The sequence below is a fragment of the Streptomyces sp. CB01881 genome (assembly GCF_002953255.1).
Lineage (GTDB): Bacteria > Actinomycetota > Actinomycetes > Streptomycetales > Streptomycetaceae > Kitasatospora.
Genome location: NZ_CP026498.1, coordinates 7113804 through 7136746, shown reverse-complemented (window position 1 = coordinate 7136746; position 22943 = coordinate 7113804). Strand labels below are relative to the sequence as shown.

At 73.7% G+C, this 22943-nt stretch carries 18 protein-coding genes; 6 read left to right on the top strand and 12 right to left on the bottom strand.

Going from position 1 to position 22943, the window contains the following annotated elements; translation table 11 throughout:
* Positions 1 to 308 precede the first annotated feature (308 nt).
* The 4 genes from C2142_RS21065 to bldG form a co-directional block, all read right to left on the bottom strand.
* Positions 309 to 1067 (bottom strand): small secreted protein, encoded by a 759-nt coding sequence (locus tag C2142_RS21065; RefSeq protein WP_148644093.1) that lies wholly within the window; start codon positions 1065 to 1067, stop codon positions 309 to 311.
* Between the two features lie 137 nt (positions 1068 to 1204).
* Positions 1205 to 1573: a cyclophilin-like fold protein gene (locus tag C2142_RS21060; RefSeq protein WP_148644092.1), complete on the bottom strand. Its 369-nt coding sequence runs from the start codon at positions 1571 to 1573 to the stop codon at positions 1205 to 1207.
* Between the two features lie 278 nt (positions 1574 to 1851).
* Complete coding sequence (locus C2142_RS21055; RefSeq protein ID WP_148644091.1) at positions 1852 to 2271, bottom strand: ATP-binding protein; 420 nt, start codon at positions 2269 to 2271, stop codon at positions 1852 to 1854.
* Between the two features lie 159 nt (positions 2272 to 2430).
* On the bottom strand, positions 2431 to 2772 hold the full coding sequence (gene bldG, locus C2142_RS21050; protein WP_148644090.1) for an anti-sigma factor antagonist BldG: 342 nt from the start codon (positions 2770 to 2772) through the stop codon (positions 2431 to 2433).
* A 222-nt stretch (positions 2773 to 2994) separates the two neighbouring features.
* Between bldG and C2142_RS21045 the strand changes: the two genes are divergently transcribed.
* On the top strand, positions 2995 to 5463 hold the full coding sequence (locus C2142_RS21045) for a DEAD/DEAH box helicase (RefSeq protein WP_148644089.1): 2469 nt from the start codon (positions 2995 to 2997) through the stop codon (positions 5461 to 5463).
* Here the strand turns inward: C2142_RS21045 and C2142_RS21040 are convergent.
* The 7 genes from C2142_RS21040 to ssd form a co-directional block, all read right to left on the bottom strand.
* Positions 5458 to 5976 (bottom strand): Rv3654c family TadE-like protein, encoded by a 519-nt coding sequence (locus tag C2142_RS21040; protein ID WP_241002702.1) that lies wholly within the window; start codon positions 5974 to 5976, stop codon positions 5458 to 5460. The two genes, C2142_RS21045 and C2142_RS21040, sit on opposite strands and share 6 nt — an antisense overlap.
* Positions 5964 to 6284, bottom strand: a complete 321-nt coding sequence (locus C2142_RS21035; RefSeq protein ID WP_346766388.1) for a TadE family type IV pilus minor pilin — start codon at positions 6282 to 6284, stop codon at positions 5964 to 5966. The genes C2142_RS21040 and C2142_RS21035 overlap by 13 nt, the downstream gene beginning before the upstream one ends.
* 154 nt (positions 6285 to 6438) lie before the next feature.
* Complete coding sequence (locus tag C2142_RS40135; RefSeq protein ID WP_148644088.1) at positions 6439 to 6711, bottom strand: DUF4244 domain-containing protein; 273 nt, start codon at positions 6709 to 6711, stop codon at positions 6439 to 6441.
* 106 nt (positions 6712 to 6817) lie between these two features.
* Positions 6818 to 7417: a type II secretion system F family protein gene (locus C2142_RS21025; protein WP_162002515.1), complete on the bottom strand. Its 600-nt coding sequence runs from the start codon at positions 7415 to 7417 to the stop codon at positions 6818 to 6820.
* A gap of 260 nt (positions 7418 to 7677) precedes the next feature.
* Positions 7678 to 8355, bottom strand: a complete 678-nt coding sequence (locus tag C2142_RS21020) for a type II secretion system F family protein (RefSeq protein WP_162002514.1) — start codon at positions 8353 to 8355, stop codon at positions 7678 to 7680.
* Between the two features lie 489 nt (positions 8356 to 8844).
* Positions 8845 to 10014, bottom strand: coding sequence for a TadA family conjugal transfer-associated ATPase (locus C2142_RS21015; protein WP_241003241.1), 1170 nt, complete (start codon positions 10012 to 10014; stop codon positions 8845 to 8847).
* Positions 10015 to 10193: 179 nt separating this feature from the next.
* On the bottom strand, positions 10194 to 11318 hold the full coding sequence (ssd, locus tag C2142_RS21010; RefSeq protein WP_148644084.1) for a septum site-determining protein Ssd: 1125 nt from the start codon (positions 11316 to 11318) through the stop codon (positions 10194 to 10196).
* Positions 11319 to 12077: 759 nt separating this feature from the next.
* Here ssd and C2142_RS21005 point away from each other — a divergent pair.
* Positions 12078 to 12998 (top strand): HAD-IB family hydrolase, encoded by a 921-nt coding sequence (locus C2142_RS21005; protein ID WP_148644083.1) that lies wholly within the window; start codon positions 12078 to 12080, stop codon positions 12996 to 12998.
* 504 nt (positions 12999 to 13502) lie between these two features.
* Here the strand turns inward: C2142_RS21005 and C2142_RS21000 are convergent.
* Positions 13503 to 14396, bottom strand: a complete 894-nt coding sequence (locus C2142_RS21000; protein ID WP_148644082.1) for an oxidoreductase — start codon at positions 14394 to 14396, stop codon at positions 13503 to 13505.
* 265 nt (positions 14397 to 14661) lie between these two features.
* On the opposite strand from C2142_RS21000, the gene C2142_RS20995 reads away from it, so the two are divergent.
* The 4 genes from C2142_RS20995 to nhaA all read left to right on the top strand — a co-directional run bounded on the left by C2142_RS20995 (position 14662) and on the right by nhaA (position 22843).
* Positions 14662 to 15654, top strand: coding sequence for an ATP-binding protein (locus C2142_RS20995; RefSeq protein WP_148644081.1), 993 nt, complete (start codon positions 14662 to 14664; stop codon positions 15652 to 15654).
* A 455-nt stretch (positions 15655 to 16109) separates the two neighbouring features.
* Positions 16110 to 18518: a SulP family inorganic anion transporter gene (locus C2142_RS20990; RefSeq protein WP_148644080.1), complete on the top strand. Its 2409-nt coding sequence runs from the start codon at positions 16110 to 16112 to the stop codon at positions 18516 to 18518.
* Between the two features lie 222 nt (positions 18519 to 18740).
* The gene (acs, locus tag C2142_RS20985) at positions 18741 to 20696 is read left to right on the top strand and encodes an acetate--CoA ligase (RefSeq protein ID WP_148644079.1); all 1956 of its coding nucleotides are present in this window, start codon (positions 18741 to 18743) and stop codon (positions 20694 to 20696) included.
* A gap of 746 nt (positions 20697 to 21442) precedes the next feature.
* Positions 21443 to 22843: a Na+/H+ antiporter NhaA gene (nhaA, locus tag C2142_RS20980; RefSeq protein WP_148644078.1), complete on the top strand. Its 1401-nt coding sequence runs from the start codon at positions 21443 to 21445 to the stop codon at positions 22841 to 22843.
* Positions 22844 to 22943: the final 100 nt, after the last annotated feature.

Below are 22943 nucleotides of genomic sequence, written 5' to 3'. Positions count from 1 at the left end.
AGGCCCCGCCCGCCCGCCCGGCCGTCCGACGCGGCCTTCCGCCCGCCCGCAGCCGCCCCGCCACCCGGCCCGCCGCTCATCGCGAACCGCTCCCCCGCCCGGACGGCTTCTCGTCCAGGCGGAGGGACAGCGGTGCCACGACAGTGACGGAAACGCCCCCGCCGACCCGAGGGGCCGACAGGGGCGTAACGACCCGGAGCGCGGCGGTCCGGACCGCTGGGGCCCGGACCGCGGAGGTCCAGAGCGTGCCGTTCCGAACCCCGGCGCCCGGAGCGTGGCGGTCCTGACCGCGGCGTGCGGCGCCGGCCTCAGCTCGCCGAGGGGGCCGGGGCGGACGGGGTGGCCGGGGCCGACCCGGTCGGTGTGGCACCGGCGGCCGTGGGCGTGGCACCGGCGGCCGGGCTCGCCGTGTCCGTGGAGCCCGGGGCGGGCGTTCCCGGGGCCGGCGTGCCGGTCGCGCCGCCCGCCGCCGGGGAACCGCTCGCACCGGCCGAGCTGCTCGCCCCGGCGGTCGGGGCGGCACCGGCCGTGCCGGGCTTGCAGCCCTCCTGCTTGGTCATCGCGGCGCCGAGCTCGCCGCGCTGGAGCTTGGCCTGGGCCTGGGTGGAGAGCGAGGCCAACTGCTGCACCTGGTCGGCGACGCTGCGCAGCCCGTCCGCGAACTTCCCCTGGTCCGTGTTGGACAAGCCGTCCAGCTTCTTCTGAACGTCCAGGTAGCCGTCCGCGGCCTTGTTCAGCTCGGTGACGGTGTCCTTCTGCAGGTTCGCGCCGTCGTCCACCTTGGGAGCCCCGGCGGAGTCGATGGCCGCGGCGATGTCCTGGTTGGTCTTGGCCAGCCGCCCGATGTCCGCGGAGAGCCGCTTCTGCAGGTCGGCCGGCGCCTCGCCGGTCTTCACCTGCCCGGTGTCCGCGAGAGCGGTCTGCGCCTGGGCGATCGGGTCCTTGGCCGCGCCGCAGACGCTCGTCGCCCAGGACTCCAGCTGCTTGCTGTTGTCGTCGCCGCAGCCGACGGCGCCGAACGCAAGCAGCGCGCCGAGCGCGGGTACGGCCAGCAGTCGCTTGTTCACCGGGAGGGGCCTTTCGGTTTCGGTCGTCTTCGGTCGTCGAACTGCGAACCTACACGGCCGCCGACCCGCCCCCGGTTCCCGCCCGTCCCCGCCCCCGCCCCGGCCCGGGCCCTCTTCAGATGCCCTTCAGGTGCGCTTCAGGCCCGCTCGACCCTGATCGGGTCGCCCGGCCGTACAGTGCGCAGCACCTGGGCGTCCCCGTCCAGCACGCCGAGGACGTTGCACGGGCCGGCCAGCCGGCACTCCCCGTCCCGCGAGATCGGCGTCGGGCCGTACGGGAGCGCGAGGCTGTCGCCGTCCGTCCAGAACGCCACCGTGCCGGGCTCGACGACCTGCCGGGCGTCGTGCTCCCTCGGCACGCTGACCGGGGTGTCGAAGTAGACCTCCTCACCCCAGGTGTTCGCCGACGAACTGACCGGCAGTACGGCCCAGAGCGCCTCGGAGGTGGGCGTGGTCGCCAACGTGGCGGTCGCCTGACCGGCCGGCCACAGAACGCGTATCCGCATGGGTTCCCTCTTCTACGACAGGTCCGATCACCGATCGGACCCGGTCGTGCCGAGAGCAGCGAACCGCCAGATTCAACAATTTGTCAAAGCATGCCCGCGAAGCGGACGTCCGGGAGCCCCGGTACACCCGGCGCCGACACGGAGCATCGCGGCCCGACGCGGCGGAGGAACGTAGCGCGCGGCCGTGGCCCGGCGCCGGAGGGGCTGAGAGACCGGAGAGGCTGAGGGGCCGGAGGGCCGAGGGACTGAGGAAGGCAGTGCCGCGGGGCGGAACCGCCTCAGACCGCCACCGCGTCGACCGAGACCGGCCAGCTCATCCGGATCAGGCCGCCTTCGGCTCCGCTGGTGACCTCCAGATCCTCGACCAGACCGGTGATGACCGCGAGGCCCAGGGTGTCCTCGCCCGGGTCCTCTCCTTCGGCCGCGCCCGGGGCCGGGACGGTGGCGGGGCCCGCCTCGTCCTCGACCTCGATGAGGAAACGCTTCTCCTGGTCCGTGAGCGCGACCCGGACCGCGCCGGTGATGCCACCGCGCTGGTGCAGGCCCACGGCACGGGAACACGCCTCGCCCACGGCGAGGCGCACCTCGTCGAGCACCGACTCGTCGACCCCGGCTCGTCTCGCGACCGCCGCGGCGACCAGCCGGGCCGTACGCACGTGCTCGGGAAGCGCACTGAATCGAAGTTCGACGGTTGCCATCTTCTCCCCCTCGGGGTGTCCGACCGGGGCCGGGCATGCGGCCCCTGCGGGCCGGTCTTCACCGGCCCTGAGGCGTCCCGGGCCGCCGGGGCCGCTCAGGGCCCCGGCGCACCGGACGCATGGATCGGGCGGGCCGGCACAGGGACCGGCCCGGCCGCGTCAGTCGGTCGAGTTGACCGCGTCGTCCACCGAGGTGTGGATCGGGAAGACCTTGGTCAGGCCGGTGATGCGGAAGATCTTCAGGATGCGCTCCTGGTTGCACACCAGGCGCAGCGAGCCCTCGTGGGCCCGCACTCGCTTCAGACCGCCCACCAGCACGCCCAGACCGGTCGAGTCGAGGAAGTCCACGCCCTCCATGTCGACGACGAGGTGGTAGTTGCCGTCGTTGACGAGCTCGACCAACTGCTCACGCAGCTTCGGGGCGGTGTACACATCGATCTCGCCGCCAACCTCGACGACCGTGCGATCGCCGACTGTACGGGTCGACAGGGACAGGTCCACGGAACCTCCAGCACCTTGCCTTGCTACGTCATTGCGATCTTCGGCCGGACGGCCGCCACCGCATGGTCGCGAGCCCCGGGCACGCCCAGCGAACGCGTGGCAAGCCTCAGCGCTGCGACCCCCGGCCGTACGGCCGTCACGGCCACATTCAACCACCTGCGGCCATGCCCGCACGATGGCTTACAACGATTCTCCGTCACGCCGGTGACACACTGGGTCCTCATGCCGCCCCGTCACAGCCTGCCCGAGGCACTGCTCACGACCCTGTCCGCCACCCGGGGGCGGTCGGACCGGCTCACCCATACGGAGCACCTTCCCGCCCGACCCGCCCGTTATTCACCGTGGCCCGACTCGATCCGGCCCGAGATCGCGTCCGCCGCCCGGGACCTCGGTGTGGAACAGCCCTGGGCCCACCAGGCAGAAGCGATGAACCTGGCCAAAAGCGGCCATTCTGTGGTGATCGCCACAGGCACCGCCTCGGGCAAGTCGCTCGGCTACCTGGCCCCGGTGCTCAGCGACCTGCTGGACGGCACCGAGGCCCGCAACGGCCGCGGCGCCACCGCGCTGTACCTGGCCCCGACCAAGGCGCTCGCCGCCGACCAGCGCCGGCGTGCCGCCGAACTCGCCCCGCCCAGGGTCCGGGCCGCCCTCTACGACGGCGACACTCCGCCCGAGGAGCGCGAGTGGGTCCGCCAGTACGCCTCGTACGTGCTCACCAACCCGGACATGCTGCACCGCGGCATCCTGCCCGCCCATGCCCGGTGGTCCTCCTTCCTCAAGACCCTGCGCTACGTGGTGGTGGACGAGTGCCACAGCTACCGGGGCGTGTTCGGCTCGCACGTCGCCCAGGTGCTGCGGCGGCTGCGCCGGATCTGCGCCCGGTACGGCTCCTCACCCACCTTCCTGCTCGCCTCGGCCACCACCGCCGAACCGGCCGCCACCGCCCACCGGCTCACCGGGGTGCCGGCCGAGGCGGTCACCGAGGACGCCTCACCGCGCGGCCCGATGGTCTTCGGCCTCTGGGAGCCGCCGCTCACCGAGAACGTCGGCGAGCACGGCGCACCCGTCCGCCGGACGGCCACGGCCGAGGCCGCCCACCTGCTGACCGACCTGGTCGAACGGCAGACCCGCACCGTCGTGTTCGTCCGCTCACGCCGCGCCGCCGAGCTCGTCGCGCTGCAGACCCAGGACCAGCTCGGCCGACCGCTCGCCGACCGGGTGGCCGCCTACCGCGGCGGATACCTCGCCGACGAACGCCGGGCCCTCGAACGCGACCTGCACACCGGCCGGCTCCTCGGCCTCGCCTCCACCTCCGCCCTCGAACTCGGCGTCGACGTCTCCGGCCTCGACGCCGTCCTGATGGCCGGCTACCCCGGTACCCGGGCCTCGCTGTGGCAGCAGGCCGGACGGGCCGGACGCGAGGCCCAGGGCTCGCTCGCCGTCCTGATCGCTCGCGACGACCCGCTGGACACCTACCTGGTGCACCACCCGGAGGCCCTGTTCGCCACCCCCGTCGAGGCCACCGTGCTCGACCCCGACAACCCTCACGTCCTCGCCCCCCACCTGTGCGCGGCCGCCGCAGAACTGCCGCTCACCGATGCCGACCTGGAGCTGTTCGGCCCCTCCGCCGGACCGCTGCTGCCCGTCCTGGAACGCCGCGGACTGCTCCGCCGCCGCGGCGAGGCCTGGTACTGGACCCGCCGCGAACGGGCCGCCGACGCCGTCGACCTGCGCGGAAGCGGGGGCAGCCCAGTCCAGATCGTCGAGGCCCCGACCGGACGGCTGCTCGGCACGGTGGACGCCTCCGCCGCCCACACCACCGTCCACACCGGCGCCGTCCACCTGCACCAGGGGCGCAGCTACCTCGTCCACGACCTCGACCTGGAGACCTCCGTGGCTCTGGTCGAACCGGCCGACCCGCCCTACACGACGGCCGCCCGGGACATCACCTCCATCTCCGTGCTCTCCACCGACACCTCCGTCGAGTGGGGCGAGGGCCGGCTCAGTTTCGGTTCGGTGGAGGTGGTCAACCAGGTGGTCGGCTACCTCCGCAAGCGGATCTCCACCGGGGAGATCATGGGCGAGAGCAAGCTCGACCTGCCGCCCCGCACCCTGCGCACCCGGGCGGTCTGGTGGTCCGTCACCGAGGATCAGCTGCTCGACGCGGACATCCCGCCCGACCAGCTCCCCGGAGCCGCCCACGCCGCCGAACACGCCTCCATCGGCCTGCTGCCGCTGTTCGCCACCTGCGACCGCTGGGACATCGGAGGCGTCTCGGTGCCGCTGCACCCCGACACCCAGCTGCCCACCGTGTTCGTCTACGACGGCCACCCCGGCGGAGCCGGCTTCGCCGAACGCGGTTTCCGGCGGGCCGTCCAGTGGCTGACGGCCACCCGGGAGGCGATCGCCGCCTGCGAGTGCGAGCGCGGCTGCCCCTCGTGCGTGCAGTCGCCCAAGTGCGGCAACGGCAACGACCCGTTGGACAAGGCGGCCGCCGTCCGGCTCCTGGACATCCTGCTCGCCGGCGCACCGACGGTGGTGGACGAGGCCGGGCCCGGGACGGGGCTGGTGTCCGGGCCGGGGTCCGGGCTGGTGTCCCCGGGGTCAGGCCCGGAGCCCGGGGACACCCCGCACGGGGAGGCCGGAGCGGCGGGAGCCACCGACGGGGCCGGGAGCGCTGAGGACTCATGAGCCGCCCGCCGTCCCGGTGAGGCCGGCCTCCGCGTCGGCACCCGCCGGGGCGGGGGTCGTGGCGGCCGTCGCGCGGACCGGACCGGCACGGGACCGTGCGCGGGCCGGTCCCACCGGCAGCCGCACAGGCAGCCCGCCGACCCGGACCTCCGCCACCACCTCGACGGCGTCCGCCTCCCGGTCCACCGTGCAGGACACCACGGTGGCCGCCTGTGCGGTGGCGATCCCGGCCGCCCGCCCGCACCCGCCGTCCACGTCCAGCAGCAGCCGGTCGGCGGCCGCGAGGGCCGCCAGGTCGGCGGCCGACTCCGCCCGGTGCCGCGCGCCGATCACCGCTCCCACCGAGAGCACCGCCGTGAAGGCCGCACACCCGAGGACCGCGAACGCGACCAGCCACACCGTCGCGGACCCGGCGTCGGCCCCGCGCCCTGCCGCCACCGCCCGGGCGGTGCGGGCCCGCGCCACCCGCCGTACCGCCGCCGCTGCACGCGCAACCGGCGTCAGGACGGCCACAGGCCACCTCCTCCTCCGCCCTCCAGGTTGTCCTCCCGCGCCGCCACCGCGGCCGCGCCGAGCCGCACCGAGAGCAGCGAGCCGAACCGGCCCGGCGCCGCCGACGGCGCGTCCACCGTGACCCGGACGGTGTCGGCCGCGACCGCGATCCGCACCTCCGCCCCGGGCGGGGCCGCCGCGCGGGCCGCCGCGGCGGCGTCCGCCTCCCCGCGCGCGGCCGCCCTGGCGCCCACGCGTGCCGCGTCCACACAGCGGATCTGCGCGCCCGCCGCGAGCACGCCCCAGATCAGCATCACGGCGAGCAGCACCAGCGCCGGCAGGGCGACCGCCGTCTCGGCCGTGACGAAGCCCGCATCACCTCGACGACGGCCACGGACCCCGCCCCTGCTCCGGCCCCTACCCCGAGCGCGGAAGTATCCGGAGCACCGACGGATCCACTGCAGCCGGACCGCTGAGGGACCGTCACGTCGCATGGAGCGCCCGATCCAGGAGCTCGGCCAGTGCACCGAGCATGGCCGGGCTGGTCACCACCTTGTACAGCCCGGCCGCCAGCGCACAGGCCCCGAGCGTTCCGACCGCGTACTCGGCCGTGGTCATCCCTGCATCCGACCTGTCCTTGATCCGGACCGACCGTCGGACCCGGCCGGCCACCCACCGGCCCCGGCCTCGGCACAACTCGTACAGGCGCCGACCGTGACGCCGGTCGCCGAGCCTGGCTGTGATCACTGCGGTCATGGATCCCTCCTCGGGTGATTGATGGTTGATGTGCCGTTCCGCGGGGGCTGCCGCCCCGCCGGGGGCAGCCCCCGCAGACGGAGCCCCGCGCGTTCCCGCCGCCCGCTCACATGTCCTGCGTGAAGCGGGTGGTGAGCCCGATGACCACCGGGACGACGCTGATCAGGACGAACGCCGGAAGGAAGCAGAGCCCCAACGGCGCCGTCGCGAGGACGCCGGCCCGACGGACCCGGGCGTGCGCCGTACGGGCGGCCGCCGTCCGCCGACCGTGCGCCAACCCGATCAGCGGCCCGGACGCCGGGGCCCCGCTGAGGCTCGTCCGGACCAGACAGCGGGCCAGAGGCGCCAGCGTCGGATGCTCCTCGCCCAACCTGGTCCAGCAGACCTCCGGCGGTGCCCCCAGGGCCAGTTCGGCCGCAATCGCCACCAGCCGTGGTCCCATCGGGACACCGACGCTCCGACCGACCGCCGCCACCGCCACGGCCGGCGAGGCCGCCGAACCGAGGCAGGCCGCCAGCAGCTCCGCGGTGAGCGGGAGCTGCCGGGTGAGCTGCTCCTCCTCCAGGGCGGCCCGTCGTTCGTCCGGAGACCTCGCCCGGGGCAGCCACCGGTACAACACGACGGCCAGCAGGGCACCAGCCGCCGCTCCGGCACCACCGCCCAGCGCCACCGCCGCGCCGAGGCCTCCGGCGGTCGCGAGCGCCACGCGCTGGGCACGCCCCAAGCCGCCGGACACTGCCGCCCGCGCCGTCGCCGCCACTCTCGCCGCCGGCGTCGCCGACGGCGCCGGGGGACGGTGGGCCCTCCACCCGTGTCCGTCCCGCCTACGAGGATCGCGCTCCCGCTCCCCCGCCGGGAGCCAGGCAGCCGCCCGCCGGTGCCTCGCCCGGCGCGCCGCCCCACGACGCAGAAACAGCACTCCCGCTGCCAGTGCCGGCACCAGGACGGCTCCGTCGGCTCCCCACCTCACGCCGACATCACCTCCGCCCGGAACGACCCGCTCGGCCGCGCTCGCCGCGCCTTCGTCCGCGAGATGCCGCACCGCCACCCGATCTCGGCAGCCGCAGCCTCTTCACCAGCCGCGGGCTCCTCCAGGGCCCCTCGCGCCGCCGCCCGGACGATCCGCGCCGTCCACGCCAGGCCCAGCCCCTCCAGCGCCGCCCCGCCCGCCAGGCAGGCCAGCCCGGCGGGGGTGTGGAGCAGGACGGCCACCGGCCGGGCTCCGAGCGCCACCCCGAGCAGCAGCCCCGCGACGGGGAGCGCCGCCAGGACGGCGATCGTGGTCCGCGGGGCCGCCAGCTCCGCGGTGATCTCCTCGGCCAGCGCCTGCTCCCCGCGCAACGCCTCGGCAACCCCGTCCAGCCCGGCCGCCAGGCCCGAGCCGCCGTCGGCGGTGACCCGCCAGCAGGCGGCGATCGCGGTCGCCCCGCTGCCGCCCGGCAGCTCCGCGAGCAACTGGAACGCCAGCGGGACGTCCCCGCCGTAGCGGCCGGCCGCCAGCCGGGCCACCGGCTCCTCGCCGATCCGGCGCAGGACCTCGCGGTCCGCGGCGATGCGCGTCGTCACCACATGCAGCGCCTGCTCGGGCGTCGACCCACTCCTCAACTCCCCTGCGAGCCCCGCACAGAGGTCGACGATGGCCACCGCCCGCCGCCGGGCCTCTGCCGCCGCCCTTCGGCGCCGCCGCCAGCGCCGCAGGGGAAGGTAGGCCAGGGCCGCCGCCAACACCGGAACAGGCGAGCCAGTCGCCGCTCCCGCCGCCAACCCCACCGGAACCAGCAGCAGTTCCGGCGCAGGCCGGCCCGGCCGGCGTAGCGGCCACCATCCGGCGCCGGCTACCGCCGGCCCCCAACGCCCGCCCGCCTCCCCGCTGCCGCCGTTTCCCCCGCCGCCGTCACCGGCCGGCAGGAGCGTGCGCCTGCGAGCGCCCGACGCCGCCCGCTCCAGCGCGCACCACCCGCCCAGCGCCACCGCGAAGAGCACCGCCACCCAGCACAGCGCCAGCTGATCCTTCGCCATCTCACCCACCACCCTTCCCATCAGCCTTCCTCCGCCATGGCCCGAGCAGTGCCAGGGCGCCCACCACACAGCCGCAGAGCAGCAGGACGAACAGGACCTCCGCCCTCGCCACCGTCACGGCGGCCCGTCCGCGAGCGTCACCCCGCGCGCCGCCAGCAGCCGGAGCAGCCGCTGCCAGCCCTCGCCTGGGAGCGCGGTGCCGTCCGTCGTGAACGTCACCGCCGGTGTGGTGACGGCCAGGCCGTCGCGGTCGCCGGCCAGCGTGTGGATCTCGGCGACGCGACGCCGTCCGGAGGCCGGCTCCCGTACCAGGTGCACCACCAGATCGAGCGCGGCCCGGAGCTGGCTGTGCAGGGCCGGCCGGTCCAGCCCGGCGAGCGACCCGAGCGCCTCCAGCCGGACCGGCACGTCCGCCGCCGTGTTCGCGTGCACGGTGCCGCATCCGCCTTCGTGGCCCGTGTTCAACGCGGCCAGCAGATCCGAGACTTCGGCTCCCCTGACCTCCCCGACGACCAGCCGGTCCGGGCGCATCCGCAGGGCCTGCCGGAGGAGGTCGCGCAGGGTCAGCTCGCCCAGCCCCTCCTGGTTGGGCGGGCGGCTCTGCAACCGGACCACGTGCGGGTGGGCCGGGTGCAGCTCGGCCGAGTCCTCGACGACGACGATCCGCTCGTCCGGCCCGACCAGCCCGAGCAGCGCCGCCAGGAGGGTCGTCTTGCCCGTCCCCGTCCCACCGCTGACCAGCAGGGAGAGCCTCGCCCGCAGGATGCCCGCCAGCAGCTCGGCACCGGCTGCGGGCAGCGCCCCGCCGGCCACCAACTCGTCGAGCGTGAACGGGCGGGGCCGGCAGACCCGCAGGGAGATGTGGGTGCAGCCGCCGGCGATCGGCGGCAGCACCGCATGCAGCCGGGTGCCGTCCGGCAGCCGGGCGTCCACCCAGGGCCTGGCGTCGTCCAGCCGGCGCCCGGCGGCGGTGGCGAGCCGGTGGGCCAGCTTCCGGACCGCCTCGGCGTCGGCGAAGCGGACACCGGTGGCCCGCCGCAGCCCGCCGCCCCGGTCGACCCAGACCTCGTCCGGGCCGTTGACCAGTACGTCCGTGACATCCGGCGCGGCCAGCAGCCGGTCCAGCGGGCCCGCACCCACCAGCTCGGCCCGCAACGACCGTACGGTGGCGAGGACTTCGTCGCCGCCGAGCGGCGGCCGGGTGGCCCGCAGCGCCGCCGCGACGGACCCGGCGGTCGGCGGCGCCCCGGACTCCGCCAGCCTCAGCCGAACGGCGTCGACCAGCGCCGTCGTGTGCTCCTCCCGGGCCGTCCGCCCGTACGGTGGCGGCTCCGGACGCGCGCCCGGCCCCGGCGGCCCGCCCGCCGCCGAAACGCTCCTGAGCAGGCGGAGCTCCCGCACACCACCGCCACGGCCGCCGGAACCAGCACCGGCCGCACTGCCTGTTCTCCGCAGACGGACCATCAGTAGATACCTCCTCCGACCGCCGGGACCGGCGGCAGCACCTCTTCCAGGAAGGTTTCGCAGAAACGGGCCAGCGGGCCGTTCTCCCGGATCCCGGGCGGCACACCCTGCTCGACGTCGGCGGCCAGCCCCGGCTCCGCCTCCAGCTCTCCCGCGAGTCTCAGCCGCAGTCCCCGCGCGATCCGGTGGGCCGGGAGCCCGAACGGCCGCAACGGGCGCACCACCATCCGAACGTCGTCGAGCCGCATCCGGACGGACGCCGCGACCCGGTCGGCGGCGGCCACCGCGCGCAACTCGGCCGGCACCACCAGCAGTGCCGTGTCGGACTGCTCCAACGCCTGTCCGGCCGCCGGATCGAGGTGGCGCGGCACGTCGACCACGACCAGCCCGCCGCGCCGCCGGGCGGCGGCCAGCACACTACGCATGGCCTCGGGCGGCACGGCGAGCGTGTCGCCGCGGTCCCAGGACAGGCAGGACAGCGCGGTCAGCCGTTTCAGCACCGGCAGCGCCTTGGCCAGCTCGGCGCCGCTGACCCGTCCGCGCGAGCCGGCCAGGTCCGGCCAGCGCAGGCCGTCGGCCGTCTCGCCCCCGAGCAGGACGTCGAGCCCGCCGCCCAGCGGATCACCGTCGACGAGCATGGTCCGCCGCCCGGTGCGCGCGGCCGTGACCGCGAGCGCGCAGGCCAGGGTGGAGGCGCCGGCCCCGCCCCGGCCGCCGAGCACCGCGACGGTCAGCGCCGGTGTGCCGACGCCCTCGGCTGCGTCGGCCATCCGGTCGAGCAGCCAGGCCTCGGCGTCGGGCAGGAACAGCACGTGCTCGGCGCCGAGTTGGACGGCCCTGACCCAGACCCCGGGGTCGTCCAGGTCCAACCCGAGCAGGAGGACCCCGGTGCGGCGGGGGAGCCCTGCGCACCGCTCGGCCTGGTCGTCCCCGACCAGCACGAGCGACGAGCCCTCCCAAAGCCCGCGTGGCGGCGGGGCACCCCGGATCAGCCGGGGTTCGGTGCCAGCGGCCGCGCAGAGCCGCAACAGATGCTCGGCCAGGCCCTCGTCCTCGGTGACGACGAGCGGGCCGGTGGCCTCCGGTCCGTGGGTGGCGGCGTGGCCGGTGATCGGTGTCGACATGGCGGTCTCCCCTGTGCGGTGCCCGTCCGCGCGAAGCGGTACGGGCACACGTCCGGATGGGTCCGGCAGGCGGCCGGCCGGGAGCGCCCATTTCGAGGTGCCCGGCAACCGCTGCCGTCCATCACGGTGAGGGGTGATCCGGATTCCGTCAGCCTGGTTCCGAATGCCTGTGGACAACTCGGGGCTGTGGATAACTTCGTTCACCCGGGCGGGGGGCTATTGAGCAAAGAATTGACGGAACGGCCTCACCGGGAAGAACCGGCACAGCCCGCCATGGGAAGACGGCCGGCCTCGGCCCGGCCCCGGAAGGACGCTCTCCGGACCTCCCCGCCCCCTCTCCGGAGATTCTCCGGAATCTCTCCGCGACCTCTCCGGGGGCTCTTCCACGCCTCTTGCGGACCTCGTCCGGACCACGTGCGGCCTTGAGCATCCGGCAACACAGAGTGACGAAAGTGGATTGGTGGGGGTCGGGCCCCGACACCCCCTGTAGACACGGGACGAGCCGGGCGCAGCAGGCTCCGCAGAAGCCGTTCAAGCCCTGAAAATGGCCCCGGACGTGCGACGACCCCCGCCGGGGGGGAGAGCGGGGGTCGTCTATCCACAGCCCGACTCGGGGGGGAGGAGCCGGACCGGGTTAGCACGGTCGCGAACGATCCGTGACTTCCATGGTGTACCCGAGCGGCCAGAAACACAAACCCGCACGCCCACGAGTACGCCGAATGGCGGGGTGTTTTGCGGCGCCCTCTATCCTCGGTTCCCGTGGACACCACCGAGAACGCCGACGAGTACGCCGACAGGTCCCCGGACTCCACCGCCGGGCCCGCCCCGCAGGCCGGGAACGTCGCGCCGACGCCCCCGGTCGCCCGTCCGCGCCCGGCCGGCCCCCGGACGGCGGCCTTCTTCGATCTCGACAAGACCATCATCGCCAAGTCGAGCGCCCTGGCTTTCAGCCGGCCCTTCTACCAGGGCGGCCTGATCAACCGTCGGGCCGTACTGCGCAGCGCCTACGCCCAGTTCGTCTTCCTGGTCGGCGGGGCGGACCACGACCAGATGGAGAAGATGCGCGAGTACCTCTCCGCGCTCACCCGGGGCTGGAACGTCCAGCAGGTCCGCGAGATCGTCGCCGAGACCCTGCACAACCTGATCGACCCGATCATCTACGACGAGGCCGCCTCGCTGATCGAGCAGCACCATGCGGCCGGGCGCGACGTGGTCATCGTCAGCAGCTCCGGCTCCGAGGTGGTCGAGCCGATCGGTGCGCTGCTCGGCGCGGACCACGTGATCGCCACCCGGCTGAAGATCGAGGACGGCTGCTACACCGGCGAGATCGAGTACTACGCCTACGCCGAGAACAAGGCCGCCGCCATCCGGGAGTTGGCCGAGTCCGAGGGCTACGACCTCGCCGAGTGTTACGCCTACAGCGACTCGTCCACCGACCTGCCGCTGCTGGAGGCGGTGGGCCACCCGTCCGCCGTCAACCCGGACCGCGCCCTGCGCAAGGAGGCGGTGGCGCGCGAGTGGCCGGTGCTGGTCTTCGACCGCCCGGTGGAACTGCGGCGGCGGCTCCCGGAGTTCTCCGCGCCGAGCCGCTCGGTGCTGACCGCGGTGGCGATCGGCACCGCGGTGCTGACCGCCGGGGTGATCTGGTACGCGGCACGGCGCCGCCGCCCGGCCGCCTGAGCAGCCGCCCGCTCTGACGCCCTCCCGTCCCGACGGGAGGGCGTCCCGCACATATCGGACGCAACCGTCACCGTTTGGGCCAAAACGGGCAAAAGCCGAAGACTTCTCGTTTCGGGTTCCCCTTTCGCCCGAAACGCGATACAAATGAAGCACGGCCCGCGAGACCCGGTCAGGACCTGAAGAGGTCAAACCGACAACGCAGTTCAGGCCCCACGGACCGCGTACAGATAACCGAGCACCCACATGCAGCCGACCCGCTGTCGGGCCGCCGCACCAGACGAACGGGCAGGATCCCCGTCTGATGGGCACTTCCGGTGCATGCTTGGTCACCCGGTACCTGTACCAGCGGCGGCACCCGGCAGGATCAGGTGCCGCCGCATCTCGCTGTCCGGGCCCGGTTCGGCAGCGACCCCACCCGGCGTCGGGAGACCGGCCCGGCGGTAGGACCCGGCGGGACCGGCCGCCGCCCGACAGCGGGCCGGGCCCCGGCCCCCGAGGCGCCGGTCAGACCATGCCGCGCTGCATCGCCTCGCAGACCGCCGTACTCTCCCGCACGCCGAGCCGCAGCGCCCGCCCGCAGTGGCCGATCCAGGTCGCCATGCCCTCCTCGGTCCCCGCCAGGTAGCCGGCCAGCGCACGCCGGTAGGCGTCCGTTCCGAGCTCGGCGAGACCGACCTCGGCCGGGCAGATCGACTTCGGGTCGAGCCCCTCCGCGAGCAGCACGATCCGCTGCGCGGCCCGTGCGATCACGCCGTTGTGCGAGCCGAACGGCCGCAGCGCGAGCAGCTCCCCGTGCACCACCGAGGCCACCACCAGGGCCGGCGTCCCCACGCCCTGCCCTTCGGCGCGGGCGACCAGCAGCCGGGAGAGCTGGTCGAGCCGCGCGGCAACCTCCTCGGCGCCGGGGGCCGGCGGCAGGGCGGGCACCAGCGTGCCCGCGGCCGGGTCGGCCTCGACGCTCTCCACCGGCTTGAGCTCCAGCGGGAACAGCTCCTCGGCAGCCTCACCGGCGCGCCGGGGCCGCCCCGCGGCCACATCGGCGTCACCGACCGCCAGCAGGTGCAGCCGCGCCAGCACCTGGAGCGGCGAGTGCCGCCAGACGCTCAGCAGCTGGCCGGACTCGGCGGCGATCCGCAGCGCGGCGCCGACCGTGCGCGACTCCTGGTCGGCGCTGAAGTCACTACGGCGCCGGACCTCCTCCAGCGGCCAGTCCGCCCCGGCCAGGGCCGCCGACGCGCGGGCGCCGCGCAGTGCGGACTCGGAGGTGACCTCGGCCGCGCGGCGGCGCATCACCCGGTGCCCGTAGAGGCGGTCGACGGCCTTGCGCACCTCGGCCACCGCGTCGGGCACCCCGGGGAGCTGGGCCAGCGGGGCGAGGGGATCTGTTCCAGTGCTCACCTACCCGAGAGTAATGAAAGAGGGGCCCTCCCGGAACAGCAACCCCGGATCACCCGTTAGAGGCAATCCTCACCCCCCTCCGGCGGGGAGCCCGAAACCCTGGATAGCATGAGCACTATCGGAGACGATAACGATTTCCAACTATGGAGATCGTCGGCCTCGGCACAGGGCGGAAGCGGCACCGGAGAGCGGCGCGGACGCGTCCGACGAGGCATCGGTCAAGCGGCCCCGCGCACGGGCCCCAGATCAAGAGCCGGAGTCCCAGATGAAGATCGCCTTCGTCGGCAAGGGCGGCAGCGGCAAGACCACGCTGTCCGCCCTGTTCATCCGCCACCTGGCCGCCGCGGGCCGCCCGGTCATCGCCGTCGACGCCGACATCAACCAGCACCTGGGTCCCGCACTGGGCCTGACGGACGGCCAGGCGGCGGAGCTGCCCTCGCTCGGCGCCCACCTGCCGGACATCAAGGAGTACCTCCGCGGCAGCAACCCGCTGATCCGGTCCGCCGAGGAGATGATCAAGACCACGCCGCCCGGCACCGGCTCGCGCCTGCTCCGGATCGTCGAGGAGAACCCGGTGTACGCGGCCTGCGCCCGGCCGATCGCGCTGGACGAAGGATCGGTCCGGCTGCTGGCGACCGGCGCCTTCACCGAGGAGGACCTCGGGGTCGCGTGCTACCACTCCAAGGTCGGCGCGGTCGAGCTGCTGCTCAACCACCTGGTCGACGGCCGGGACGAGTACGTGGTCACCGACATGACGGCGGGCTCCGACTCCTTCGCCTCCGGGCTGTTCACCCGGTTCGACCTGACCTTCCTGGTCGCCGAGCCGACCCGCAAGGGCGTCTCGGTGTACCGCCAGTACAAGGACTACGCACGCGACTTCGGCGTCAGGCTGCGGGTGATCGGCAACAAGGTACAGGGCCCGGACGACCTGGACTTCCTCCGCCGCGAGGTCGGCGACGACCTGCTGACCACCTTCGGCCACTCCGACTGGGTGCGCCGGCTGGAACAGGGCGCCGAACCGCCCCTGCGGACGCTGGAGCCGGGCAACCGCGCGGTACTGGAGCAGCTGCGCGCCGAAGCCGACGCCGCCCACGACCGGAGGGACGCCCGCCGCTACACCGAGCAGGCCGTCCTCTTCCACCTCCGTAACGCCGAGAGCTGGGCCAACGCCAAGGTCGGCATCGACCTCGCCACCCAGGTGGACCACGGGTTCGTGCTCGGCGGCGAGCAGCCCGCCACGGCCGGCGCGCACCACTGACCGCAGACGCCGCCCACCGCGCGGGTCACCGGACGGGCTGCGGCCTTCCTCCATCCGGAGGGAGGCCGCAGCCCGTTTCTGCGCGCGCGAACCGGTCCCGGACCGCGCCCGGACCGTCCCCCGTCCGTTCCGGCCGACGTCAGCAGATTCCCGTCAGTTCGACTACCACCCAATGGGGTGAATGAAGGGCTTCAGCCCTACCGTTCGAGATGACGCTGTGCAAAGCTTTCATTACTCTCGGTTTACCGAGTCTTGATGGTCCTCTCAGAGGCATGGCCGTCCCTTGCCTCCCTGAGGCCCGCTGATGGTCCACGGCCCGGCCGGTGACACCCGCACTCCCCGCCGCGCCCACACCATCCCGCCACACCGTCGCGACCCACGACAGCCGATCCGGCTCCCCCGAGCCCCACAACCGGACCTGACTGCGTTCGCTCCCCCGGAAAGACGGGAAGACAATGACCCTCGACATCTCCAGCGCACCCATCGCCTCCGACACCACCGACCACGCCCCACCGGGCCCGCACTCCCGCGCCCGGTGGGCGCAGGACCTCTCCGCCTCCCTGGTGGTCTTCCTGATCGCCGTGCCGTTCTCCCTGGGCATCGCCCTGGCCACCGGTGCACCGCTGACCGCCGGCCTTGCAGCGGCGGCCGTCGGCGGGATCGTGGTCGGCCTCTTCGGCGGCACCCCCCTCCAGGTCAGCGGCCCCTCCGCCGCGCTGACCGTCATCACCGCCGGCCTGATCACCCAATACGGCTGGCAGGCCACCTGCGCCATCACCCTCGCCGCCGGACTGCTCCAACTCCTGCTCGGCATCCGACGGGTGGCCCGCACGGCGCTCGCCGTCTCGCCCGCCATCGTGCACGGCATGCTGGCGGGCGTCGGCCTCACCATCGCCATCGCGCAGCTGCACGTCGTCCTCGGCGGCTCCCCGCAGAGCTCGGCGCTGGCCAATCTGCTCGCACTGCCGAAGCAGCTGGCGGGCCCGCACCCGTCCGCACTGGCCGTCGGAACGCTCACCGCCGTCGTACTGCTCGGCTGGCCGCGGCTCGGCCGACTCCCCGGCAGGGCCGGGGAGTTCGGCGCCCGGCTGACCAAGGTTCCGGGCCCGCTGGCGGCCGTCGCCACCGCGACCGCGCTCTCCATGACCCTCGGCCTGCACCTCACCCGGGTCGAACTGCCCGCCTGGCAGCCGCACGACCTCGTCCCCGATCTGCCGCACGGGCCGCTCGCCGCGGTCCTGGCCGCCGTGCTGACCGTCACCGCGGTGGCGAGCGTGGAGTCCCTGCTCTCCGCCGTCGCGATCGACCGGATGTCGCACCGCACCGGGGACCTCGACCGCGAGCTGCGCGGCCAGGGCATCGCCAACATGATCAGCGGGCTGCTCGGCGGGCTGCCGATCGCCGGGGGCGCGGTGCGCAGCACGGCCAACGTCCGGGCCGGTGCGCAGAGCCGGTGGTCCTCGATCCTGCACGGCGCCTGGGTGCTCGCCGCGGCCCTGGCGCTCACCGGTGGCCTCCGCAAGATCCCGCTCTCCGCGCTCGCCGCCCTGGTCCTCGTCGTCGGCCTGCAGATGGTGAGCTTCGCGCACATCCGCAAGGTGCACCGGCACCGCGAGTTCCCGGTCTACCTCGCCACGGTGCTGGGTGTGGTGCTGCTCGGCGTGCTGCTGGGCGTGGCGCTTGGCGCCGCGACGGCCGCACTGCTCGCGCTCTACCGCCTGACCCGTGCCCATGTGGACGTCCTGGCCGGCCCCGACGGCTCGGTCACGGTGCAGACGCACGGCCCGCTCACCTTCGCCGCGGTGCCCCGGCTGAGCCGTGCGCTGGCCGGCATCCCCGCCACCGCCGATGTCGCGGTCCTCCACGACGGCTCCTTCCTGGACCACGCGGCGTACGAGACGCTGCACAGCTGGCGGTCCGGCCACCAGGCGGCCGGCGGCCGCGTGTCGATGATGACGCGACGCCAGGACGACGAGGTCCTCGACCCGGACGGGACGATCCGGACGGGCAGCTCCCCCGGCCCGCACCGCTGCCGGGCGTGGACGCCCTGGGTCGGACACCACTGCATCGAGCAGCAGGAGGATCCGCACAGCCGGCTGCTGGACGGCCTGCGCGGGTTCCAGCTGCACACGGCCCCGCTGATCCGCCCCGAGCTGGCCCGGCTGGCCCGCGAAGGGCAGACGCCCTCCCAGCTCTTCCTGACCTGCGCGGACTCGCGGATGGTCACCAGCATGATCACCAACAGCGGTCCGGGCGACCTCTTCACCGTGCGCAACGTCGGAAACCTGGTGCCCGCCCCCTTCGAGCCCGGCGCCGCCGACGACTCGGTGGCCGCCGCGGTGCAGTACGCCGTCGAGGCGCTGGAGGTGCGGTCCATCACGATCTGCGGGCACTCCGGCTGCGGCGCGATGAAGGCCCTACTGGACGGAATCCACGAGCGACCGGGGCCGCCGACCGCGTTGACCCGCTGGCTGCGCAACGGCCGCGGCTCGCTCGACCGCCTGCGCCGCGCCCCCGCCGAGTTCACGGCCCGGCCGGTGGTCGACCTGGCCGAGCAGCTCTGCATCACCAACGTCGTCCAGCAGTTGGACCAGCTGCTGGCGAACCCCGCGGTGGAGCGCCGGGTCGCCGAGGGCACGCTACGGCTGGTCGGGATGTACTTCGACTTCGCGACCGCCCAGGCCTACGTCCTGGATCGGGAGAGCGGCAGGTTCAGCCCGGTCGAGGCTCTCGACGCCGCGGCAGCGGGCTTTGCGCCGCGCGACACGCCCGAGCGGGTGAACGAAATCGAACAGGTCGGCGCGGCGGGCCTGGAGGCCACCACCACGACCGGCGCCGGGGACGATCCCCGACTGGCCGCCTGAGGGCCGGGCCCGTGCCCCGCCTGGCAGGCAGGGGTGCGGGCCCACCCATCCGCTCAACCGGTCTTTCGGCCATCTCGTTCGAATCTCGATCAAAGGTCTACACCAATTCCCCGGAGCCTCTTGTCAACTGACCTGTTCGCCTGGTGAGCTGTGCGCTGGGACACACGGGACAATCCCCACGCACGGGAATGACCCCGATCATGACTCGATGAGGAGTGCGCGTTGAGCAACGAGAGCCTGGCCAACCTGCTCAAGGAGGAGCGGCGCTTCGCCCCGCCGGCAGAGCTCGCCGCAGCCGCCAACGTCACCGCGGCCGCGTACGCGCAGGCCTCCGAGGACCGCCTGGGCTTCTGGGCCGAGCAGGCCCGCCGCCTCAGCTGGGCCGTCGAGCCCACCGAGACGCTGGACTGGTCCAACCCGCCGTTCGCCAAGTGGTTCGCCGACGGCAAGCTCAACGTGGCCTACAACTGCGTCGACCGCCACGTCGAGGCAGGCAACGGCGACCGCGTCGCCATCCACTTCGAGGGCGAGCCCGGCGACAGCCGCTCGATCACCTACGCCCAGCTCAAGGACGAGGTCTCCCGCGCCGCCAACGCGCTGCTGGAGCTCGGTGTCACCAAGGGCGACCGGGTCGCGGTCTACCTGCCGATGATCGCCGAGGCGGTCGTCGCGATCCTCGCCTGTGCCCGGATCGGCGCCACCCACTCCGTGGTCTTCGGCGGCTTCTCCGCCGACGCCGTGGCCTCCCGCATCCAGGACGCCCGGGCCAAGCTGGTCATCACCGCCGACGGCGGCTACCGCCGCGGCAAGCCGTCCGCGCTCAAGCCCGCCATCGACGAGGCACTGACCAAGGCCGACGGCGTCGAGCACGTCCTGGTCGTGCGCCGCACCGGCCAGGAGATCTCCTGGACCGAGGGCCGCGACGTCTGGTGGCACGAGATCACCGGGCGCCAGTCCACCGAGCACACCCCCGAGGCGCACGACGCCGAGCACCCGCTCTTCATCCTCTACACCTCCGGCACCACCGGCAAGCCCAAGGGCATCCTGCACACCTCGGGCGGCTACCTCACCCAGGCCAGCTACACCCACCACGCCGTCTTCGACCTCAAACCGGAGACCGACGTCTACTGGTGCACCGCCGACATCGGCTGGGTCACCGGCCACTCGTACATCGTCTACGGCCCGCTCTCCAACGGCGCCACCCAGGTCATCTACGAGGGCACCCCGGACACCCCGCACCAGGGCCGCTTCTGGGAGGTCGTCCAGAAGTACGGCGTCACCATCCTCTACACCGCGCCCACCGCGATCCGCACCTTCATGAAGTGGGGAGACGACATCCCCGCCAGGTTCGACCTCTCCTCGCTGCGGGTGCTGGGCAGCGTCGGCGAGCCGATCAACCCCGAGGCGTGGATCTGGTACCGCGAGCACATCGGCGCCGGCAAGACCCCGATCGTGGACACCTGGTGGCAGACCGAGACCGGCGCGATCATGATCAGCCCGCTTCCCGGCGTCACCGAGACCAAGCCGGGCTCCGCCCAGCGCGCCCTGCCGGGCATCGCCGCCACCGTCGTCGACGACGAGGCCCGCGAGGTCCCCGACGGCTCCGGCGGCTACCTCGTCCTCACCGAGCCCTGGCCCTCCATGCTGCGCACCATCTGGGGCGACGACCAGCGCTACATCGACACCTACTGGTCGCGCTTCCAGGGCCGCTACTTCGCCGGTGACGGCGCCAAGAAGGACGAGGACGGCGACATCTGGCTGCTCGGCCGGGTCGACGACGTCATGCTGGTCTCCGGCCACAACATCTCGACCACCGAGGTCGAGTCGGCCCTGGTCGGCCACCCGTCCGTCGCCGAGTCCGCCGTGGTCGGCGCCACCGACGCCACCACCGGCCAGGCGATCGTCGCCTTCGTCATCCTGCGCGGCACCGCCACCGAAAGCCCCGGGCTGGTCGAGGAGCTGCGGGCGCACGTCGGCCGCACCCTGGGCCCGATCGCCAAGCCGAAGCAGGTCAAGGTGGTCGGCGAGCTGCCGAAGACCCGCTCCGGCAAGATCATGCGCCGCCTGCTGCGCGACATCGCCGAGGGCCGCGAGGTCGGTGACACCACCACGCTGGCCGACAGCACGGTGATGAACCTGATCCAGTCCCAGCTCCCGCCCGCGGGCAGCCAGGGCTGACACAACACCGCGAACGGCGGTGCCCCGGGCGGCCACGACCACCCGGGGCACCGCCGTTGGCGTATGCCCCGGAAACGACGGGCGCCGGCGGCCTACACGTCCGACGCCGAACCGCGCCCGGCCTCCGCGGCCCCAGCGACGTCCGCGGCATCCGCGATGTCCGCGATGTCCGCGACGTCCGTGGCAGACAGACGAGTGGCTGAACCGTTCATCGGTCCGCGCTCGACCGGGCTGCCCCGCGCCCAAGGGCGGACGCTCGGACCCGGGCCGTCCCGCGGACGGGGGCTGCGCTGCCAGGCGGGCAGGAGGAACGGTAAGGGGAGCGGTAGGAGGGGCGGTCGGGGCATCGTCGTGCCTCCGGGGCACGGCTGCGCCTCGACTGCACGGCGGCGGGAAGGGGGAATCGCGCCACCCGGACGGGGCGGCGCCGGCGATCGGCAATGGGGAGGCGTTCGCCCGTCTGCATTCGGTCGGCTCCATCCGGGTGTCATCGGCCACCGTCGGACACCGCGTGCGGCGACAGAAGAGGCCACCAGGCCTTGAGTCCTGAAATATGACAATAAGGATTCCTCCCTGCACTTCCGGCTAGACTGTCAAAGACGCATCAAGATCCCCGTCGGAAGCATCCAGGGAACACCTCCCGGATCCCCACGGAATCCGCTGCGTCACAGGGCGCGCCGGGAAGTCTGGTCGGCACTGCACCACAGGTGCATCCGTACACCGTTCCCCGCCCCAGGAGGTCACGCGTGGCCAGCCAGCCGCCCGTCAACGAGCCGACGACCCGACGCCGCCAGCTCCTCGGCAGGCTGTCCTTCCCCGAGCGCACGTACATCACCGACGCCCTGCGCACCGAGACGGTCGGCGGCATCCTGCTGCTCGTCGCTGCGGTGGTGGCGCTGATCTGGGCAAACGTCTGGCCGCACGCGTACGAGACCGTCCTCGACTACACCGTCGGGCCGTCCGGCCCGCTGCACCTGAACCTCAGCCTGGAGACCTGGGCCAACGACGGACTGCTGACGATCTTCTTCTTCGTGGCCGGCATCGAGCTCAAGCGCGAGTTCGTGGCGGGCGAGCTGCGCAGCCCGAGCGCCGCGCTGCTACCCGTCATAGCCGCGGCCTGCGGCGTCGCGCTGCCGGCGATCCTGTTCGCCCTGGCCAACTCCGGCCCCGGCGGACACCCGAGCGGCTGGGCGATCCCGACCGCCACCGACATCGCCTTCGCACTCGGCGTGCTGGCCGTGGTCGGCAGCCACCTGCCCTCCCCACTGCGGGCCTTCCTGCTCACCCTCGCCGTGGTGGACGACCTCATCGCGATCCTGATCATCGCAATCTTCTACAGCTCCGGCATCAAGTTCTGGGCGCTCGGGCTGGCCGTGGCCGGCCTGGTGCTGTTCTGGTTCCTGCACCGGCGCGGCGTGCACGGCTGGTACCTCTTCGTCCCGCTGGCCTTCGTGAACTGGGCGCTGATGCACGAGAGCGGCGTGCACGCCACGGTGGCCGGCGTCGCGATGGGCCTGATGCTTCGCTGCCACCGGGAGGGCGACGAGGAGCAGTCCCCCGGCGAGCACATCGAGCACCTGGTCCGTCCGATCTCCGCCGGGCTGGCCGTCCCCGTCTTCGCCCTGTTCGCCGCCGGGGTGACGATCAGCGGGCCGGCCCTGGGCGAGGTGTTCACCCAGGCCACCCCGCTCGGAATCATCCTCGGGCTGCTGGTCGGCAAGACCGTCGGCATCTTCGGCGGTACCTGGCTGACCGCCCGCTTCACCCGCGCCGAGCTGAACCCGCAGCTCAAATGGGCCGACATGTTCGCCCTCTCGGTGCTGGCCGGCATCGGCTTCACCGTCTCGCTGCTGATCAGCGAGCTGGCCTTCGCGGACGACCCGGCGCTGGCCGACCGCTCCAAAGCGGCGGTCCTGGTGGGCTCGCTGCTCTGCGCCGTCGTCGCCACCGTGCTGCTGAAGCTGCGCAACCGGCACTACCGCGAGCTGTGCGAGGAGGAGGACCGCGACCTCGACGGCGACGGCATCCCCGACGTCTACCAGCAGGACGATCCGGCCTGGCAGGCGCGGATGGCGAAGCTGGCCAACCATCCGGCGGAGGAGGGCCCCGAGGGCGGCTCCGCGTCCGGACCGACCCCTCACCGCTGAGACGCCCCACCCCCCCGGCCCGGGGGAAGCCCCCTTCCCGAGGAGAGTTCCACCCAGGACCAGCACCGCCCGGGGCAGCACCGCTCAGGGGAAGCCACAG

Bases quoted from the DNA above. Each gene is read 5' to 3' on its own strand.
- C2142_RS21060 (WP_148644092.1), bottom strand. From the start codon at position 1,573: ATGCGGATACGCGTTCTGTGGCCGGCCGGTCAGGCGACCGCCACGTTG.
- C2142_RS21055 (WP_148644091.1), bottom strand. From the start codon at position 2,271: ATGGCAACCGTCGAACTTCGATTCAGTGCGCTTCCCGAGCACGTGCGT.
- C2142_RS21045 (WP_148644089.1), top strand. From the start codon at position 2,995: ATGCCGCCCCGTCACAGCCTGCCCGAGGCACTGCTCACGACCCTGTCC.
- C2142_RS40135 (WP_148644088.1), bottom strand. From the start codon at position 6,711: ATGACCGCAGTGATCACAGCCAGGCTCGGCGACCGGCGTCACGGTCGG.
- ssd (WP_148644084.1), bottom strand. From the start codon at position 11,318: ATGTCGACACCGATCACCGGCCACGCCGCCACCCACGGACCGGAGGCC.
- C2142_RS20995 (WP_148644081.1), top strand. From the start codon at position 14,662: ATGAAGATCGCCTTCGTCGGCAAGGGCGGCAGCGGCAAGACCACGCTG.
- C2142_RS20990 (WP_148644080.1), top strand. From the start codon at position 16,110: ATGACCCTCGACATCTCCAGCGCACCCATCGCCTCCGACACCACCGAC.